The organism is Streptosporangium sp. NPDC002544, assembly GCF_040295965.1.
GTDB lineage: Bacteria > Actinomycetota > Actinomycetes > Streptosporangiales > Streptosporangiaceae > Streptosporangium.
Map to the genome: position 1 here is coordinate 262,137 of NZ_JBEOWJ010000002.1, position 13,732 is coordinate 275,868.

13 protein-coding genes are annotated in these 13,732 nt (G+C 68.7%); 4 read left to right on the plus strand and 9 right to left on the minus strand.

Going from position 1 to position 13,732, the window contains the following annotated elements:
• Nucleotides 1-460: 460 nt before the first annotated feature.
• The gene (locus tag ABT061_RS04045) at nucleotides 461-1,240 is read right to left on the minus strand and encodes a hypothetical protein (protein WP_350912403.1); all 780 of its coding nucleotides are present in this window, start codon (nucleotides 1,238-1,240) and stop codon (nucleotides 461-463) included.
• A 32-nt stretch (nucleotides 1,241-1,272) separates the two neighbouring features.
• The gene (locus tag ABT061_RS04050) at nucleotides 1,273-2,925 is read right to left on the minus strand and encodes a hypothetical protein (protein WP_350912405.1); all 1,653 of its coding nucleotides are present in this window, start codon (nucleotides 2,923-2,925) and stop codon (nucleotides 1,273-1,275) included.
• A gap of 273 nt (nucleotides 2,926-3,198) precedes the next feature.
• Between ABT061_RS04050 and ABT061_RS04055 the strand changes: the two genes are divergently transcribed.
• A complete protein-coding gene (locus ABT061_RS04055) occupies nucleotides 3,199-3,789 on the plus strand; it encodes an RNA polymerase sigma factor (RefSeq protein WP_350912407.1) in 591 nt (196 codons plus the stop codon).
• Complete coding sequence (locus ABT061_RS04060) at nucleotides 3,782-4,777, plus strand: CU044_5270 family protein (RefSeq protein WP_350912409.1); 996 nt, start codon at nucleotides 3,782-3,784, stop codon at nucleotides 4,775-4,777. Before ABT061_RS04055 ends, ABT061_RS04060 begins: the two co-directional genes overlap by 8 nt.
• Nucleotides 4,778-5,048: 271 nt before the next feature.
• Here the strand turns inward: ABT061_RS04060 and ABT061_RS04065 are convergent, their stop codons facing one another.
• The 7 genes from ABT061_RS04065 to ABT061_RS04095 form a co-directional block, all read right to left on the minus strand.
• Entirely contained in the window at nucleotides 5,049-5,840 is a 792-nt protein-coding gene (locus ABT061_RS04065) for a hypothetical protein (RefSeq protein ID WP_350912411.1), read from the minus strand.
• A 14-nt stretch (nucleotides 5,841-5,854) separates the two neighbouring features.
• Nucleotides 5,855-6,355, minus strand: a complete 501-nt coding sequence (locus ABT061_RS04070) for a hypothetical protein (protein ID WP_350912413.1) — start codon at nucleotides 6,353-6,355, stop codon at nucleotides 5,855-5,857.
• A gap of 427 nt (nucleotides 6,356-6,782) precedes the next feature.
• Nucleotides 6,783-9,020 (minus strand): ATP-binding protein, encoded by a 2,238-nt coding sequence (locus ABT061_RS04075; RefSeq protein ID WP_350912415.1) that lies wholly within the window; start codon nucleotides 9,018-9,020, stop codon nucleotides 6,783-6,785.
• Between the two features lie 179 nt (nucleotides 9,021-9,199).
• Nucleotides 9,200-9,829, minus strand: a complete 630-nt coding sequence (locus ABT061_RS04080; protein WP_350912417.1) for a DUF6879 family protein — start codon at nucleotides 9,827-9,829, stop codon at nucleotides 9,200-9,202.
• On the minus strand, nucleotides 9,822-10,091 hold the full coding sequence (locus tag ABT061_RS04085) for a hypothetical protein (RefSeq protein WP_350912419.1): 270 nt from the start codon (nucleotides 10,089-10,091) through the stop codon (nucleotides 9,822-9,824). Before ABT061_RS04085 ends, ABT061_RS04080 begins: the two co-directional genes overlap by 8 nt.
• A 550-nt stretch (nucleotides 10,092-10,641) precedes the next feature.
• The gene (locus tag ABT061_RS04090) at nucleotides 10,642-10,971 is read right to left on the minus strand and encodes a hypothetical protein (RefSeq protein ID WP_350912421.1); all 330 of its coding nucleotides are present in this window, start codon (nucleotides 10,969-10,971) and stop codon (nucleotides 10,642-10,644) included.
• Nucleotides 10,972-11,205: 234 nt separating this feature from the next.
• The gene (locus ABT061_RS04095) at nucleotides 11,206-11,808 is read right to left on the minus strand and encodes a TetR/AcrR family transcriptional regulator (RefSeq protein ID WP_350912423.1); all 603 of its coding nucleotides are present in this window, start codon (nucleotides 11,806-11,808) and stop codon (nucleotides 11,206-11,208) included.
• 138 nt (nucleotides 11,809-11,946) lie between these two features.
• Between ABT061_RS04095 and ABT061_RS04100 the strand changes: the two genes are divergently transcribed.
• Both ABT061_RS04100 and ABT061_RS04105 read left to right on the plus strand, forming a co-directional pair.
• Nucleotides 11,947-12,711, plus strand: coding sequence for a class I SAM-dependent methyltransferase (locus ABT061_RS04100; RefSeq protein ID WP_502991340.1), 765 nt, complete (start codon nucleotides 11,947-11,949; stop codon nucleotides 12,709-12,711).
• Nucleotides 12,712-12,885: 174 nt separating this feature from the next.
• Nucleotides 12,886-13,725, plus strand: coding sequence for a hypothetical protein (locus tag ABT061_RS04105; RefSeq protein WP_350912427.1), 840 nt, complete (start codon nucleotides 12,886-12,888; stop codon nucleotides 13,723-13,725).
• Nucleotides 13,726-13,732: the final 7 nt, after the last annotated feature.

Below are 13,732 nucleotides of genomic sequence, written 5' to 3' on the forward strand. Positions count from 1 at the left end.
ACTTCGCGGAGATCAGATTCGGTCTCCGCGGCGTGGGGGCTTCCGCCGGTGAATACCTGGACGGTGTAGCGGCCGGGGCCGATGCAGGCACATCTTGATTCGTACCCGATGTGGACGCGAACATCCCGGCCGGCAGGAGCGCCGGGGATCACGGGCACACCCTCCTGACCTCCCATCACACCGGCGCCGCGCCAGTCACGGCAATGGGCTGGGCCTGTACTAACCGGGCCCAGCGGCACGTGCGGAAAACGGGACTGGCCGCGTTCGACACCTCTCTGCGGCAGGCGGCCGGCAGCAGGGAGGTGTCCCGGTGTGCCGTCCTGCCGGAGTGGGTGATCGCGAGGTCACCCGGCTCATCTCCACGGGACGCCAGGCGGGGATCGGCGGCGAGTTCGTGGTCCGCCACGGACGCGTCGGGTTCGCCGTCGAGGGGTCTGATATCGGCAGGAACCCCGCTCTCCTAGCCGGGTGTCCCCGGAGACGTGGCGGAGCAGCCGTGGGTGACGAAGTAGATCTCCATGGAGATCGACCCGCTCGGGGCGGAGAGGTCGTGGAAGTTCCGGGTCACGGCCGTTCCGAAGATGCGCGGGTACGTCTCGCGGATGGCCGTGTTGACCCGGGTGGCCAGCTGAACGCCGCCTCTGGCACCGCCGTTGGAATCGGAGCCGAAGGTCAGCAGCATGCCGACGCGCCGTCCGGCGAGTCTGTCCTGGTGCCTGCGCAGTTCCTGGCGGACCTGTGCGGCCAGGACGCCGTCACCGGCGCCGGGGGTGACCCGGAACGAGAGCGTGACCGGTTTCGCCCGGACGCCTCCGACGAGGCCGGTACAGGAGGATGGCGAGGGACCGGGCTTTTCTCCAGGGTCCTCCTTGACCGGGCTCTTCTTCTCCGCGGGCTCCTCGGGCCGGTGTTCTCTCTTCGAGGTTTCCTTCTCCGGGGCCTCTTGCTCCGGGGTCTTCTTCCCCGGAGGCTTCTCGGCTGAAGGCTCTTCGGCCAGGGGCTCTTTGTCCGGTAGCCCTTCGGACGGGGGCTCTGCGGACGGGGGCTCTGCGGACGAGGGCTCTGCGGTCGAGGGCTCTTGGGACGGGGGCCGGGTGGAGTCAGGCAGGGGCTGGAAGGAGTCCGGTTGGAACCGGGCGGTGTCCGTCACGGGGTCGGTGGGTGAGGGGGGTGGTGCCTGCGCTCCCAACATGATGATCGTGAGTCCGAGCAGCAGGTCAGCGAAGAGCCAACCGGCCATCAGGGTCGTGCTGGAGGTTCTTCGGCGGGCGGTCACAGCGGGGTCCGAGCTCTCCGGCGTGAGTCCGGCTCGTCGTCACCGCTGTCGTCTGCTTCGCCGGTGCCGGTGCCGGTGGCCTGGTCGTTGTCGCCGCCGTCGGCCCGGTCGCCTCCGCTGCCCCCGCCGTCGCCGGGGCCCTCGCCGTCGCCGCTGCCCTCGCCGTTCTCCCCGTCCTTGCCGGGACCGCCGGCCGGGAGAGTCCAGAGGCCGTCGGCCGGAAGCCGCAGCCTGGTGCTCGCCTGCTCCGAGTCGGTGGCCTCGCGCTCGGCGAGTTCCTTCGAAGGCAGGTCGGCCAGCGCGCCGGCGAGCGCGGTGGGAAGCCGGTCGAGCACCTCCCGCGTCCGCTCCAGCAGGGCGACCGTCTCGATGGTGGTGTCGATCCGGGAGGCGTGCATCCCGGTGGCGGCGGACCAGCTCTCAAGGGCCTCCCGGATCTCCGTACCGGCGCCCTCGAAGGTCCGGTGAAACTCCCTGGCCGTGCCCGCGATGGTGTCGGTGACCCGCGCGCCGAGCAGGTCGACCGCCTTCTCCGTCGACGAGCCGACCGAATCGATCGAAATGGCCGCGCGGTCGACGGCGTGGCCGATGCCCGCCGTCGCGCCGACCAGCTCGTTGATCCGGAGGTCCAGGCCGGAGACGCTGCCCTGGACCAACTTCATGGACCGTACGAGTTCGTCGTTGAACGCCTGGCGCATGTCGAGGGTGGTCCGGGAGATGGTCGTCGACAACTGGTTCCCGGCATCGGTGACGGCCTGGCCGGTCGTGGAGCCAGCGGTGTCGATCATGGCCGAGAACCGGGCCACCGCCGAGGCGAGGTCGTCACAGGTGTTGTTGACGGCCGCCAGGTGCCCGCCCAGGTGCTCGACGGCGTCGCGCACGTCGATCGCGCTGCCGGCCAGCGCGTCCGTGGTCTTGCGGGTGGCCTCCAGGGTCAGGGTGAGCGCCTCGACCAGTTCGGTGTGCACCTTGCGCGCCGTGGTCCCGACGAAGCCGATGTCGGCCGCCGCCTTGTTGAGCTCGGCCCCGAACCGCTCCGGCGAGGAGAGCCGGACCTGGCCGAGTACCAGGCTCGCCTCGGTCAGCGCCCCGCGGAGCCGGACGCGAAGGGCGCGGAGCTCCCGCTCCGCGGCGTCCTCCCTGGTGTTCCGCGTGATGTTCTCGAACACGGTCCAGCAGATGAGGCAGAAGATGGCCGCGAGGGTGCAGAGCGCGATGTTGTCGAACTCGAAGAACCCGGGCAACCTGCCGTCGAAGCCCTGCTGCCACATCTCCAGGAAGGGCCGTCGGGCCGCGTCCAGGCCGCCGGCCGCGAGGACGTCGCCGTAGGCGCCGGTGGCCATCATCAGGCCGAGCCAGGTGATGAAGATCGGTACGAAGACGAGGGCGGGACCGATGGCGCCGCTGAGCCCTCGTCGCCATCCCGGTCTCCCCGGCGAGGACGTGGTTCCCGCCGGTTCCCCGTCCACCAGGATGGTGTCGTCGGGGGAGAAGGCGGCGAACAGATCGACCTCGCACCAGTGTCCGGCCATGTCGGGATCGATGACCGCGTCCGCGAGATCACGTAGCTGGTCCTGACGGGCCGCCAGGTGGGGGTGATCGGCAAGCTCGCGAAGCTCGCCGGCAAGCTCCAGATCCGTCACGGACAACCGACATCCTCTCCTGATGGCGCCGAGCGCCTTTTCGGCAATCCGGATGGACCGATTCACGCCTCCGAGAGGCGTGATCATTTTGGCATATGGCGCGCATGTCGGCGGAAAGAACGGCCCTCCTACGGAGGAGAGGGCGCCGGCCCGACGACGGCGGGCGCGGACGGTGCCGTGCGGCACGGTGGGTCAGGTCCGTGAAACGGAGGCGTGGAGAACTCGATCCGCGGCATCGGGTGAAAGGGAGTGACCGGACCCAGGAAACGGAGTTCACGCTTGAGTGCGGAGACAGATCTGGACGACGCGGAGGTGATCAGGCGTGCCCGGCGTGATTCCGCCGCTTTCTCGGTGCTGTTCGACCGACATGCCCCCGCCCTGCACCGTTACGTGACGCGGCGGCTGGGGGACTCGATGGCCGACGACATCGTGGCCGAGACGTTCCTCACCGCCTTCCGGCGGCTCGGGCGCTACGACACCGACTACCGCGATGCCCGCCCCTGGTTGTACGGCATCGCCGCCAACCTCATCGGCAAGCACCACCGCGCCGAGATCAGGGCGTACCTCTCGCTGGCCAGGACCGGGGTGGACGAGGTGGCCGAGAGCTACGCCGACCGGGTGGAGGCCCGGGTGACGGCCTCGGCGGCGCAGCGCGATCTGGTGAGGGCACTCGCCGCGTTGGCGTCGAAGGATCGCGAGGTGCTGCTGATGATCGCCTGGGCTGATCTCAGCTACGAGGAGACGGCGCGGGCACTCGGCATCCCGATCGGCACGGTGCGCTCGCGCCTGCACCGCGCCAGGAGGAAGACCCGTGAGGCCCTGGGCGGGGTCGATCCGTCCGCTATCTCGGAGGAGACCGGCCGTGGATGACCTGGAACTGCTGAGCGAGCTGCGGGCGGACGCGCCCGAGCCCGATGCCGACCGCCTGCGCGCGCTGCGGGCGCGTTCCCTGCGGCGCCGTCGCCGGCTGCGGCCGGTGCTCTCGCTGCCGCTGGCCATGACGGCGGCCGTCGCGGTGATCGCGGCGGTGGCCGTGGTGGTGCACGACGACGAACGGCCGGTCGCGCGGCCACCCGCCACCGCGGAGGCGACGCCGGTGAGTGCGGAGGTCATGCTGAGGCAGGCGGCGCTGATGGCCGAGAAGCGCCTGCCGGACGGCATCTCGCCCCGTCCCGACCAGTGGCTGTACCGCAAAAGCGTCGTCAGGCAGCCCGCCGACGGCTCGGTCGAGACCCAGGAGTACTGGACGCGCTACGACGGCACCCGGCAGGCGACCCGGCTGGGCCGGCGCCCGATGGAGACGCGGACCCTCGGGCCGGACCCGGGTGACGACGACCTGTCCCCCCGGCAGTACGCGGCCAGGCTGGCCAAGCTGCCCACCGACCCGGACAGGCTGCTGGCCCACGTCAGAGGCGACCGGCACTGGAAGGACAAGCCAGACGAGGAGCGAGGTCTCGATGAGCCCGCGGACGCGCGGGCGTTCCGGGTGCTGTCGGTCTACCTCGGCCAGGGGGTCTACCTGCCGCCCAAGCTGGAGGCGGCGATCTTCCGCGCTCTGGCCAGGATTCCGGGAGTCCGGGTGGACCTCGGCATCCGCGACGCGGCGGGCAGGCCGGGCATGGGCATCGCCTACGAGGTCGGCGCTCCGGGCTTCGGCACGCGGCGCGACGAGAACGGTCAGGTCACCGAGCGGTCCTACGTCATCCTCGACAGCACGACCTATCGCTACCTCGGCTCGCGGACGGACTACCTGCGGGACCAGCTCATCAACGGCGAGGTGGCCTTCCGGAAGGGAAGCTTCTTCGCGACCGCCGAGGTCGCGGCGGGAGTCGTCGACGAACCCGGACAGATCCCCTGATGCCGGAAGTACAGCTCCACCCCGGTCCCGGCATCAGGAAGACAGGCCCGACAATCTCGGTTTCCCTGCAGCGCGTTCGCAACCTCCGTTGGGAAACGGAGCACTAAGGGCCCTGTCAGCAGGGGCGAAGGGGGCGAGCAACAGGCTCCTCAGGCGCCAAGGCGGACAACGTCGGCCTGGTAGCGGGGTGGAAAGATCGTGTTCATAACTTTCTCCCCGGCCAACCCGGTGGCGCTTCCCCCGGACAGACCCGGGGGAAGCGCCACAGGACTCAATCGACGGGTGAGCGCGATCCTTCGGATCGGCCGGCCGTGAGCAGCAACGGGGTGCCGACCCCGTTCTGGGAGCTCGCCTCGGCGAGGAAGGCGGCCAGCCATCCCAGCGCGTCCAACGACCATTCGGTGAGGACGCCGTGGAATGTGGCCCGGTGCCGGGCGGGCCCGCGCCACAGCTCGTCGATGACGGCGGGTTCCAGGACCATGCCGTCGTCGGTCAGGGAGAACGAGTCGCACGAGAAGACGTCCTGGGTGAAACCCCGCATCCACCGGAGCATCCCGGGCGCCGCCGAGTGGATGGACGGATCCTGCCCGCCGTCCAACGTCACCCGCACAGGTGTTCTCCACTGCGGGTCAACGTCGGCGAACCAGCCGGCGTCCTGGAACAGGGGCAACACAGCGCTCACCCGCGACGAGGCGTCAAGGCTCTGCACCGGCAGCAGGAGCTGAACCGCTCGCAGGCGCGGAGTGCCGATACGCGCCACCACGTCGCCCGCACACGAGAGGAATGCCTGAACCGGCAACGGCCGGCGGTCGGGAACCGGTTCGGTCAACGACACCTGAAACCACGCGATGCGTGACGGCTCCGGGCCCTGCCCGGCGTCGTTCATTCCCCACAGGCCACCGGACGCGTTCTCGGTGGCCTCGGTGAGCCATCCCATCGCGGACGACCTCGCGACGAACAGACTGTACGCGTCCGAGGAGGCGACGCGAGGATCTCGCCCTGGATGCAACGCCAGCTCGCCGTGCAGAGCCGCGAACATGGTGCTGTCGGGTCTGATGCTCACGTCGCCCTCTTCCGCTATCGCCTGCAGTAGATGTTCCGGCTCGGTGTGTAGAGCTTGCCCGGGTCGTCGGCCAGGCCGACCAGGTCCACGTCGACGACGCTACGCCATCCCGTCAGGCTGTTGCTGTTACAGCCGCCGCGTCCGGTCGCCCGGTTGCCGGCGCCGCCGCCGGACCGCACCGTCGCACTGCCCGCCGTGCCGGCGTTTCTCCAGCTGCCGTCGGAGTAGTACTGCTGCAGCTGCACCGTGACGACCGCCAGGGTGGCGTTGCAGTTGCCGTTGACCCACCAGCCGTGCCCGGAGGCCTCGAAGGCGGACGAGGAGACGTGGACGTAGTCCCCCGCGGTGTTGAAGACGCACAGCGCCCGGGTGTTCGTCGCGGAACCGGTGTTCTCCAGGCTCGCCTCGCCCCCCGCGGGAGCCCGACCGGTATCGGGAGCCGGAGCGGGGACGGGGGCGGGAGGGGGTGCGAGGACGGACGCCGACGGAACCGCGATCGCCGCGGTCTGCGACATCCCGAGGAGTGCTGCGCTTACGATGCCAGCCGTCATGGAGATCTTGCGGAGCGATTGACGCATGATCGTACCTCCGTGCTGAGTCGAGTCGAGCAGGGGCGGGGGCCATTGTGTGGATCTTCTCTGGCGGTTGGAAATGTGCACGGTGCTGATCTCACGTGATGGCGCCAGACATTGGTAAACGTGTCATTTCCGCTCTGTCGTGTCAATGAAAAAAGAATTATTGACGGCGTTTCAATGGCTGCTCGATCTGCTATTCGTGAACATAGCTGGACAATCCACCGGATAATTATTTATTTCCTATTAAAGTCAATCAAGGGTTCCCTATTTTCATGGGTGATAATTCATGACAGAGCTCAGGAAGGCGACCGTTGTATGGAGTCGTCATCGACAGCAGGACGTGTAGCCGCGATGTCCTGTGGAAGGCTTAGTTCGTCTCCGTCGCCCGCAGCTCGATGCGATCGCGTACGGTCACCGCACGCGGGTCGTCGTAGCCGGAGAGGAGGCTCAGTGCCTCCGTCCAGTGCCGGTGGGCCGCCTCCGGGTCCTCGTCGAACAGAGCCGTGGCCAGGCCGTCGAGGGCCAGGGCCTCGTGCCAGGCGTCGCCGAGCTCGTGATGGACGGCGGCGGCCTGGCGGTGGAAGTCGGCCGCCTCCGCGCGGCGGCCGAGGTGGCGGTAGGTCTCGCCCGCGCCGTGCCAGGCCAGCGCCTCCCGGCTGCGGTCGCCGAGGCGGCGATGGAGCGTGGCGGAGCGGTGATAAGAGCCCAGTGCGTCGGCGAACCGGCCGCCGGCCCGCTGGGCGTTGCCGAGGGTGATGAGCCAGAAGCCCTCCAGCCGGTGGTGGCGGAGGCCGAGGGCGATGTCCAGCGCGGCCTGAGCCGACTTCATGGCCTCCTCCACCTCTCCCCGTTCGCACTGGAGGTCGCTCATCAGGCGCAGAACGTTGCCCTCACCGCGCTGGTTGTCCAGGGATCGATGCGCCGCGAGAGCACGCCGGACGGCGTCCGCGGCCTCCGGCAGGCGGCCCGCGTGGTAATGAGTGCTGGCGAGGTTGGACAGCATGGTGGCCTCCCAGTGAGCGGAGTCCTGCTCCTGGAAGGCGGCGGCGGCCTGCTCGAAGTGCCGTGCGGCGTCGTCCAGCCGCCTCGTGCGGAGATGCGCCAGTCCGATCAGGTTGAGCGAGTGCGCCTCGCCGAGCCGGTCACCCAGCTCGCGCCAGATCGCCAGTGCGTTCCGATGGCATTCGAGGCTCTCGGTCAGGCGATTGATCCGGGTGTATCCCATGCCCAGCTCCGTGAGCAGTTGCCCTTCCGCGATGCGGTCGCCCAGCCGTCCGGCCGCCGCCAGCCCCAGGCGGCCCACGGCCAGCCAGTCGGCGACCGGAGCCGAAGGGGACTGCGCGTTCGACAGGACGGCCGACAACTGCCAGGTGAGCCGGTCCTGCCCGGTCGAGGCGGCGGCCCTGACAGCCTGCAGGAGGTTCGTGTGGTCGCGCTCGGACCAGTCCACGGCGGCGTTGTAGTCGGGGAAGCTCAGCGGATGCGTGCCGTCCGCCGGCGGGGCGAGTTCCAGCCGGGCTTCGGCGGGGTTGATCCAGCTCTGGGCGGCGTCGGCGGTGTGCAGGTACCAGTCCAGCACCCGGCGCAGCGCGGCCTGCTGTTCTTCGGGCGGCTCCTCCTGCTGTGCCTGGTCGGCGGCGTAGGCGCGCAACAGGTCGTGGAACTGGTAACGGTCCGGGGCCGTCTGTTCCAGCAGATGGGCACCGACCAGGGAGTCAAGGAGCTGCCGGGTCCGGTTGGGAGGCAGCCCGGCGAGGGCCGCGGCGGCGTGGAGGCCGAACTCGGGGCCCGGATGCAGGCCCAGCAGCCGGAACAGCCGGGCGGTCTGCTCCGGCAGGGCGCGGTAGGACCACGCGAACACCGTACGGACGGCTCCGGCCTCTTCGTCGTCTCCCGTGCTCAGGGCGTCCCACAGGGCGGACTCGTCGCGCAGGTCGGCGATCAGGTCGTCCAGCCGCATGTGCGGGTAGCTGACGGCGCGCTCGGCGGCGATGCGCAGGGCGAGCGGCAGCCGGGCGCACAACCGGGCCAGCTCGGTGAGCTTGTCCTCGTCGTCCTCCGGCCGGTATCCGGCGGTGACGGCCCGCAGCAGGGCGACGGCCTCCGGCTCGGGCAGCGTGCCCAGCGTCAGCCGGTGGGCTCCGTCGCGTACGGCAAGGCTTGACAGGCGGTTGCGGCTGGTGACGACGGTCAGACAGCCCGCGCTCCCGGGCAGCAGCGGACGGACCTGGTCCGGCGTCGCCGCGTTGTCCAGGACGACCAGCATCCGGCGGTCGGCCAGCCGCGAGCGGTAGAGTGCGGCGGCGGCGTCGGGATCCTGCGGCACGGAATGGGCGCGGACGCCGAGAGCGACCAGGAAACGGTGCAGGGCCTCCTGGGCGGTGACCGGCTCTCCCGGATCGTAGCCGCGGAGATTGATGTAGAGCTGCCCGTCGGGAAAGCGGTCCCGAACCTGATACGCCCAGCGCAGCGCGAGGGACGTCTTCCCCACGCCCGCGGTCCCGGCGATCACGCACACCGAGATGACGCGCGGATCGCCGTCTTCGCCGATCAGGACGGTGTTCAGCTCTTCGAACTCGCCGGTGCGGTTGACGAACCCGCGCACATCGGCCGGTAGTTGCCGTGGGGTGAGGTTCGCGGAGCCGCTCCGGTCCGGTTTGCCATGCTCGTGGAAGTGGACTCCGCCGCTGACGTCCCTGGCCTGTACGACATCACGCGAGGATCCCGACAGTTCGGAATGCGAACTGCCGGGGTGCTTCTCGTCTTCTCCGGGCTTTTTGACGCCTACTCCGTCTTCGTCGTGGGCGAGGAAAGGGGTGCCACCTCGCGGTCGAAGTAGGACATCACATCTTCACCGGCCTCGTAGAGGCTTTTGATGTATTTTTCCCAACCGCCGATGAGGCCGGGATCGGTGTAGCGAACCGCACCGTTCGGGACGCCGGTTTCGGTGTAGAGAACGTGGTAGAGGGTTCGGCCGCCGAGGATGACCACTTCCGGCAGTGGAGCGGCCCTCTCCGAGGCCGCCACCTTTTCCACGCCGACCACGCGGACCCGCTCACCGCATTCGGCGCGCAGTCGCAGCGAGTGCAGTTCCCACCGCATATATGGCGTGAGCGGCGTCTCGACCACGCGTACCCGGTGGAAGAAGGAACCGCGGCGTTCGTCCTCCCGGGTGACCGCGAGCAGGTCGTCTCGCCTTTCGTCGAGAAGCCGCAGCGCTTCCTCCCAGTCACCTCGGCGAAACGCGTCACGGCTGGGACTGCCCTGTTCCTCGAAGTGCTGCCGCCGCTCGAACTTCCAGGAGTCCCGGTTGCGAATCTGCGCATCCCGTTGCCGGAAGTCGCGCCGATAGGCGTCCCTGACGAGTCTTTCGCCCTGTGCGGGAACGAGGAAGGGAGCGCGGGGATCAAGCATCGGCGATGTCCGCCTTCGCCGCGCTGAGCATGATGCCCGGGATGACGACCAGTCGCTCATCCGGGGCGAGGGACACGCCCTCCGGCAGGCGGGGGCTGTAGGCGGCGGTGAGGTCCCTGCCGATCACTGCGATGTCACCGTTGTCGAGTTGCCAGATATCCGGGCATTCGTCGCGGCCGTCCGAACGGTCTAACTCTTTGGCCGACTTCCCTAATCGCCGCTCGAATGACGCGGAAGGGTCAGCCTCCCAGGAACGAGCCATGCCCGCCTCCACTCGGCTTGGCTGTACGTTCTACCTGTGCGGAGCATATGTTGGACGGCACTCCGGGACAACGGAATGGGTGGATTATCGCGCGAACATGGCCGAAAAAACAAACCACCTGTCCGAAACAGCGGACAAACGAGCTGAGCGGAAGGTGTTCACGGCACCTTCACGCCGATTTTCGGTGCGTATGGTGACGAAGGTTTGACACCGAACCGGCCTCGACCTGCCGGTCATCGATCAGGGGCGGGCCGTAGTGGGCATTTTCCGGATCCGCGCTACAGCCACGCATTCCGACATCCAGCGCGTCAGTGCTTGATTCTGGTTGTCAGTGGACTTCGGAGACGCCGAGAACATCGCGGCAGGAACAGTGCGTGCGGGATTCTCTGCTGCCAGAAAGTCCCATATTTAATGAGAAGGGTGTCATCGCCGACCGGGACTCCATCGGCGGCGCCCGGATTGTCGATCATGTACGCATGACTTATGATCTACGACAGCCGGTACGAGGACGGCTGATCGGGGCTGCCGGTCGACTGGCGGTGAAGGACGGTCAGTCCATTTCCTGTGGTCTGTAGGGTTTTGGAGCATCGAAGGTGATCCCACCTTCGATATCCCTGGCCTGCACCGCGTTACCGTGCACGGTGCCACTGATCTCGTTGTGGACACCGCCGGACTCGGGTCCAGGCTCGGCATCTTCGGGGCGTGCGGAAACAACGCCGAAAACCGCCAGCCCCAATCCCACCAGCCCGACGAAGGCGCCGAGCACGCTGGCGAGCTTGTCGGCACGATCCAGACCGACCGCGATGAAATACCATCCCAGCGCGATCAGGGCGGCCAGCGCCACGGTTACGCCCAACCAGACCAGTGTGCGTCTCGACATGCGTTCAGTGTCGGCCAGGTTTCAAAACGGGGGAAGTCCGCCGCGAAACTCGTCACGTCCGGCGCTCCGGTGCGTTGACCGCGATGCTCGGTTCTTTGCGAGCAGGAGTCCGTCGACGTCGCCGTACGAGACGATCGTCGACTTGGGCGAACGCGTCCCCGGACGAAGAGACGCGGGCTTCGCGGAACCGACCCCCCGTAACGCCTTGCATCAAGCGGTTTGCTGCCGGCCGGTTTACAGCAGCCGTCTTTGCACGACGTCGGCGATGACCGTGGTCACGACCTTGCCGACGGCTCCAGCCTCCACCGGGGCGCCTTCCCGGCCGGCGAACAGCAGGTGCCCGGCCCCGATCAGTGAGAGCGCGAGCGCGTCGACGTCGGCGTCGACCGCGATGCGGCCCAGCTCGCATTCGTCGTTGAGGTAGCAGGCGATCATGGCCACGGCTTCCGTCATGACCGGGATACCGGGGCCCGGCCTGGCGTGGCGCAGCCGGGCGCGCAGCTCGTCCCGGAAGATGACGAGACTGACGATCGCCACCGCGACCGGGTCGAACAGGTCTATCAGCGCGCCGGTGAGGTTGCTGGCGACGGTGCCGGTCCCGGCGGACTCGCGCAAGGCGGCGGCCTGGTCGTCGATCCGGGCGATACGGTCTCGCACGAGCTCGGCGAGGAAGGCGTCGAAGTCGGCGAAGTGCCGGTGCAGGACGCCCTTGGCGACGCCGGCCTCGGTGGTGACCGCACGGCTGGTCAACGCGTTCGGCCCGTCCTGAAGCAGGACGCGCTCGGCGGCGTCGAACAACTGTCGGCGGGCGTCATGGATGTGCACCCCGGTCGGCACCGCGCCTTCCTCCTTACGCTCACCGCGAATCGCTACCCCGTTGGCAAGTGGGCGCGTGCCCACTACGGTGGGCGCATGCCCACTATATCGCAGGGACAATCGCACCCTTCCGAGAATGAGCCGCACAAGGCCAGACAGGTGGCGGAGTCGTTCGGGGCGGACGCCGAACGCTACGACCGGGCCCGGCCCCGCTATCCCGATGCCCTCGTGGAGCGGATCGTCGCCGCCAGCCCCGGGCCTGACGTCCTGGACGTCGGCTGCGGCACCGGCATAGAGGCCAGGCAGTTCCAGGCGGCCGGCTGCACGGTGCTGGGCGTCGACCCCGATGAGCGGATGGCCGAGTTCGCGCGGCACAGCGGGGTCGAGGTACAGGTGGCGACGTTCGAGGCCTGGGATCCGGCCGGCCGAACGTTCGACGCGGTCATCGCGGGCCAGGCCTGGCACTGGGTGGACCCGGTCGCGGGCGCCGTGAAGGCGGCCCAGGTCCTGCGGCCCGGCGGCCGGCTGGCGGTGTTCGCGCATGTCTTCGAGCCTCCGCCCGCCATTGCGGAGGCCTTCAACGCGGTCTATCGGCGGGTGGTGCCCGACTCGCCGTTCAACGGCCGGCCACCGCAGCAGACCCAGGACATCTACCAGGCGATGTTCACCATGTTCGCCGACGGAATCCGAAAGGCGGATGAGTTGGGCGACCCGGAGCAGTGGCGATTCGACTGGGAGCGGTTCTACACCCGCGACGAGTGGCTGGATCTGCTGCCCACGACCGGTGGCCTCACCCGGCTCCCGGCGGACAAACTGGCCGAAGTACTGGCAGACGTCGGGGCCGCCATCGACGCGATCGGGGGCGGCTTCACGATGCCCTACACCACGATGGCGGTCACCGCAGTACGAACCGGCGCCGTCTGACCCGGCTTTCCGGGGTATCCGACGCCGCGGGCAGGACGCCCGCCTTGTGGCCGGGATAAAAGTGTGGCTGGAGAGATCCGGATCGTACCGGCGGTGGCGTGAAAGTACATCCGGGGTTGGTGCTCGATTAGGGTTGAGCGCTTTGTTCGCTTTCTCGCCCCCCGGGAAGTACATATGCGTTCCATCCGTTCCGGCCGTCGATATCGTTTCGGATGGCTCGCCGCATTCGTCGTGGGCGGTTATCTGGCCGCGGTGGTCTCATTCGGGGTCGTCGCGCTGGTGAGCGGTGACGACAGGGTTCTCCGGCTGCTGGTGGTTCTCCTGGGAGAGCCGGGCGCGGGTCGGCAGGTGCTGTTCCTGCTCCTGGTCGGTGCGGCGCAGGGCTGGGCGCTGTGGCAGATCCTCCGCGGGCGGGTCGCCGGGGAGGTTGGCGAGCAGGGGAGAGCCGTCCGCCTGCTGCGGGTGGCGCTCTATGTCAATGTGGCCCTCTTTTCGCTCGATTGGTTCGCGGCCTATCTGCCTTGGCGGACCTACGACCTGGAAGATCTCGGACAGCTCGCCCTGGTGGTGCTGTTCTACCGGGTGCTGGACGGTGCCTCCCGCGCGCTACGGCTCACCGCGCTGGTGGCCGGGACGCTCGCCGTGGCGGGCTCGATCGGTGAGGAGGTGTTCGACGCTCTCGATCTCCGAAGCCTCGAAGAAGGCTCCGAGATCGTCCAGCTGAACGGGTGGACCTGGCTGCTCTGGATGCTGCTGACCGTCGTGGCCCAGACCAGGGACGGCAGGTGGGGCAGGGGCACCGTGTGGTCGGGGGTGGCCTCCATGGTGCTGCCGTTCTTGGTCGCACCGCTGGTGTTCGCCTTCATCGATGACTACTCCGCCTTCACACCGCTCCTGGGGGTGGTCACCCTTTTCCGGCCGGTCTGGCTGGCCCGGTCCGCCCACGACCTCGCCGGCCCGCACCCCAGGCGGGTACGGACGGAGAAGAAGCGGACCAGGGCCCCGTTCGGCTGATGGCCGC

Coding starts and splice junctions, on each gene's coding strand:
- ABT061_RS04045 (WP_350912403.1), bottom strand. CDS start 1,240: ATGGCCGGTTGGCTCTTCGCTGACCTGCTGCTCGGACTCACGATCATC.
- ABT061_RS04070 (WP_350912413.1), bottom strand. CDS start 6,355: ATGTCGCAGACCGCGGCGATCGCGGTTCCGTCGGCGTCCGTCCTCGCA.
- ABT061_RS04080 (WP_350912417.1), bottom strand. CDS start 9,829: ATGCTTGATCCCCGCGCTCCCTTCCTCGTTCCCGCACAGGGCGAAAGA.
- ABT061_RS04085 (WP_350912419.1), bottom strand. CDS start 10,091: ATGGCTCGTTCCTGGGAGGCTGACCCTTCCGCGTCATTCGAGCGGCGA.
- ABT061_RS04090 (WP_350912421.1), bottom strand. CDS start 10,971: ATGTCGAGACGCACACTGGTCTGGTTGGGCGTAACCGTGGCGCTGGCC.
- ABT061_RS04105 (WP_350912427.1), top strand. CDS start 12,886: ATGCGTTCCATCCGTTCCGGCCGTCGATATCGTTTCGGATGGCTCGCC.